Source organism: Inquilinus sp., from assembly GCF_057815775.1.
Genome location: NZ_JBYRFX010000683.1, coordinates 1 through 3806 on the forward strand (window position 1 = coordinate 1; position 3806 = coordinate 3806).

Below are 3806 nucleotides of genomic sequence, written 5' to 3' on the forward strand. Positions count from 1 at the left end.
ATGGCCACCCGTTCGGACGTGCTCATGAAGGGTCTCCCTTTGCGTTGCCCTTGACAGATGCGCCCGGCGGATGGAGGAGACAAACGGGAAGTTCTTCACCCTGGCTGTAGGAAAACTTCATGCTGGTCGACGGGCTGCCGCCGCTCAACGCCCTGCGCGCCTTCCGTGCGGCGGCCCGGCATCTCAGCTTCCGGGCCGCGGCCGAGGCAATGAATGTGACCCAAAGTGCTGTGGCGCAGCAGGTGCGCGGGCTGGAGCAAGCGCTGGGTGCCCGGCTGTTCGAGCGCCAGGCCCGCGGCCTGGCCCTGACCTTGGCCGGTGAAGCCCTGCTACAGCCGGTCGAACAGGCCTTCCGGCTGATCGGCGATGCCGCGGCGCGGATCGCGCATCAGGCGGAGGTGCTGACAGTCAGCGCCACGCCCAGCTTCGTGTCGCGCTGGCTGGTGCCGCGGCTGGACAGCTTCACCCGCGGCCATCCCGGCATCGACGTCCGCCTCTCCGCCTCCAACGACGTGGTCGATTTCCACCGCGACGGCGTCGATTTGGCGGTGCGCTACGGCTTCGGCGTCGACCCCGGCCTCGCCTCGCAGCTGCTGTTCCCGGCCAATCCGGTGGCGGTGTGCAGCCCGGCCCTGTGCGGCCCCGACGGCCGCATCGCGGTCGAGGATCTCGGCACCCGCGTGCCGCTGCTGCACGATTCCCATTTCCTGTGGGCCGAATGGTACCGCGTCCTGGGCCGGGACGAGGCCGAGGCCCGGCGCGGCGTCCGCTTCAGCCACACGCTGCATGCGATCGAGGCCTCGCTGCTGGGCCAGGGCGTCGCGCTGGTGCCCCGGCCGCTGATCGAGCGCGAGTTGCAGGCTGGGCAGCTGGTGGTGCCGCTGGACATCCGCCTGCCCGCCGGCCGCAGCTTCACCATTGTCGCGCCGCCGGAGCTGTGGGACAGCCGCAAGGTCGCTGCGATGCGGCTGTGGCTGCTGGCGGAAGCTGCGGGGTAGCCAAAGGTTGAGGCCGCTCTTGGCTTCCTTAAAGCGCTACTTCGGAAACCGCAGCAGCGACTCCAGCCCTCGCTGCGCGCGGGCGGCGAGCCGGGCGCGGGCGTCGCCCTTCGGCGGGTCGCCGGCCGCGCCGCGCAGCACCGCCAGCAGGCGGTCGAGCACCACCTGTGCCTCGCCGTCATGCAGGTTGCAGGGGTCGAGGTAGAAATAGCCGTGCTCGGCCTCGTGGTCGCGGATGATCACCGGCGGGTCGCCGGCGGCCAGACGGTCGGCGACGTCCCAGGCGGCCAGGCCGGCCTTGGCCAGGTCGATCGTCACCCGCAGCCGGTCGAGCGGATTGTCGGTCGGGTCCGCCTCGATCACCGCGGTCACCCCGGGCAAGCCCGCCAGACCCTCGTGCCACAGCTTGAGATGGCCGTCCTCGCGGGCCCGCGCCGCGGCATGGTCACGCTGTTCCCAGGCATCGAGCGCGGCGATGGCGCCGACCACGCCCTCCTTGCCGACCTTCATGCCGCGGCCGATGCCACGGTTCTGCAGATAGGCCGCGCGCACCAGGTCCTCACGTCCCGCGACGATGCCGGCAGTCGGCCCGCCCAGGAACTTGTGGGCGCTGTAGATCACGATGTCACCGCCGCGGGCGCCGAAGCCGGTCAAATCGTATTCCGAGGCGGCATCGACGATGACCGGCACGCCCTTGGCGTGGCAGATCGCGGCGAACTCCTCGAGCGGGATCTGGCCGTACTGGACCACGTGATGGGAGACGACGTAGAGCGCCGCCGCCGTGCGTTCGGTGATCGCACCATCCAGTTGATAGCCCGACGCCTGGGTGGCGGTACCGACCGGCACGACCTTGGCGCCGGCAAGCCGCACCGCCTGGTCGACCGGCGCGCCGTAGCTGACCATGTGGCCGACCTGCAGCAGCACCTCGGTCTTCGCCAGCCCAGGCGTATCCGGCAGCCGCTCGATCGCCAGCAGGTCGGTGCCGGTCATGGCGCCGGCCACGGCCAGGCTGATCCCGGCCGAGGCCGAGGCGGTGACGAAGCCAGCCTCGGTGGCGCAGGACCGGGCGATCCGGGCACTGGCCTTGCGCTGCAGGTCGGTGATGTCAACGAATTGCGGCAGGATCTCGGAGACGGCCTGCACCGCTTCGGGCACCACGATCGAGGCGCCCAGCGAGGTCATGGTGCCGGATACGTTGATCACCGGGCGCAGGCCCATGCGGCGGCGGATATCCTCGTTCGACTTCATCTCACAATCCTCTCAGCGCGCGAATTCGACGACGGCTTCGATCTCGACGGTGATCTGGCGCGGCAGCGAGCCCATGCCGACCGCTGACCGGGCGTGCCGGCCGATCTCCGGGCCGAACAGGTCGACGAACAGGTCGGAGCAGCCGTTGATCACCTCCGGATGATGCTCGAACTCCGGCACGGCGTTGACCATGCCGAGCAGCTTGACGATGCTGGTGATCCGGTTGAGGTCGCCCAGCGCCTCCTGCATCACCGCCAGCAGGTTGATGCCGGTCAGCCGGGCATGGCGATAGGCGTCCTCACGCTCCACGCCGGCGCCGACCTTGCCGCGATGCATGAAGCCATCCGCCTCGGTCGGGCCTTGGCCGGACAGGAACAGCAGCTGGCCGGTGATGCGGTGGGTCTCGAAATTCGCGACCGGCGGCGGCGCCTTGGGCAGGGTGATGCCTAGCGCGGCAAGGCGGTCGTAGACGTTGGGCATGGTCAATCCGTGGTCGTCTTCGGTTGGTCGTTCAGTTCGGCATCGCGGATGCAGGCGACGAAGCGCCCGGGTTCGCGTTCGGTCAGCGGCGGCACGGCCTGGGCGCAGGCGTCGATGGCCATTGGGCAGCGGGTGCGGAAGACGCAGCCCGAGGGTGGGTTGATCGGGCTGGGGATGTCGCCCTTCAGCAGGATGCGGTCGCGCTTCGCCCGCGGGTCGGGCACCGGCGCGGCGGACAGCAGCGCCTTGGTGTAGGGGTGGCGCGGCCGGTCGTAGACCAGCCGGGTCGGCCCCTTTTCCATGATCCGGCCGAGATACATCACCACGATCTCGTCGCAGAGATAGTCGACCACGGCGAGGTCGTGGGCGACGAACAGCAGGGTCAGGCCGAGATCGCGCTGGATGTCCTGGATCAGGTTCAGCACCTGGGCCTGGACCGAGACGTCGAGGGCCGAGACCGGCTCATCCGCCACGATGAAGTCGGGCTCCACCGCCAGGGCCCGGGCGATGCCGATGCGCTGGCGCTGGCCGCCGGAGAATTCATGCGGGAAGCGACGGCGGTGATCGGCGCTGAGGCCGACACGTTCCAGCAGCTCGCCGATCCGCTCGGTGCGGCGGCCCTTGGCCAGGCCGTGGGTGTCCAGCGCTTCGCCCAGGATCTCGGCCACGCTCATGCGCGGGTTCAGGCTGGCATAGGGATCCTGGAACACGATCTGCATCCGCCGGCGCCAGGCGCGGAACGCCTTCTCCGGCAGGGCCGTGACATCTGTGCCGTCAAACATCACCCGGCCGCCGGTCGGCTCGATCAGCCGCAGGATGGCGCGGCCGGTGGTGGTCTTGCCGGAGCCGGATTCGCCGACCAGACCGACGATGCTGTTGCGCCGGATCGACAGGCTGACATTTTCGACCGCGCGGACCACGCGGCCACCGCCGATCGGGAAATGCACGGACAGGTTCTGCACGTCGAGCAGCGGAGTCGTGGGGTCGATCTCCGGGCGGAGGGCGGCGGCGGTCATAGCTGGTCGGTCCTCCGGCAGCGGGAACGATGGCCGGCCTGCACCGCGGCCAGGTCCGGCACCG

Annotated in this window: 4 protein-coding genes; 1 reads left to right on the top strand and 3 read right to left on the bottom strand. The window is 70.0% G+C overall.

Features of this window, described 5'->3' with window-relative positions; translation table 11 throughout:
- Nucleotides 1–119 precede the first annotated feature (119 nt).
- Nucleotides 120–998 carry a transcriptional regulator GcvA gene (gcvA, locus tag AC3XYG_RS23695; RefSeq protein WP_489142325.1) on the top strand — a complete coding sequence of 293 codons (879 nt, stop codon included), beginning with the start codon at nucleotides 120–122 and terminating at the stop codon, nucleotides 996–998.
- 36 nt (nucleotides 999–1034) lie between these two features.
- Here gcvA and AC3XYG_RS23700 read toward each other — a convergent pair whose 3' ends face one another.
- From AC3XYG_RS23700 to AC3XYG_RS23710, 3 genes are all read right to left on the bottom strand, one after another.
- The gene (locus AC3XYG_RS23700) at nucleotides 1035–2246 is read right to left on the bottom strand and encodes an aminotransferase class V-fold PLP-dependent enzyme (RefSeq protein ID WP_489142326.1); all 1212 of its coding nucleotides are present in this window, start codon (nucleotides 2244–2246) and stop codon (nucleotides 1035–1037) included.
- 12 nt (nucleotides 2247–2258) lie between these two features.
- Nucleotides 2259–2726 (bottom strand): RidA family protein, encoded by a 468-nt coding sequence (locus AC3XYG_RS23705; RefSeq protein WP_489142328.1) that lies wholly within the window; start codon nucleotides 2724–2726, stop codon nucleotides 2259–2261.
- A gap of 2 nt (nucleotides 2727–2728) precedes the next feature.
- A partial coding sequence (locus tag AC3XYG_RS23710) for an ABC transporter ATP-binding protein (protein WP_489142327.1) occupies nucleotides 2729–3806 on the bottom strand: 1078 nt, incomplete at its 5' end.

Coding starts and splice junctions, on each gene's coding strand:
- gcvA (WP_489142325.1), top strand. CDS start 120: ATGCTGGTCGACGGGCTGCCGCCGCTCAACGCCCTGCGCGCCTTCCGT.
- AC3XYG_RS23700 (WP_489142326.1), bottom strand. CDS start 2,246: ATGAAGTCGAACGAGGATATCCGCCGCCGCATGGGCCTGCGCCCGGTG.
- AC3XYG_RS23705 (WP_489142328.1), bottom strand. CDS start 2,726: ATGCCCAACGTCTACGACCGCCTTGCCGCGCTAGGCATCACCCTGCCC.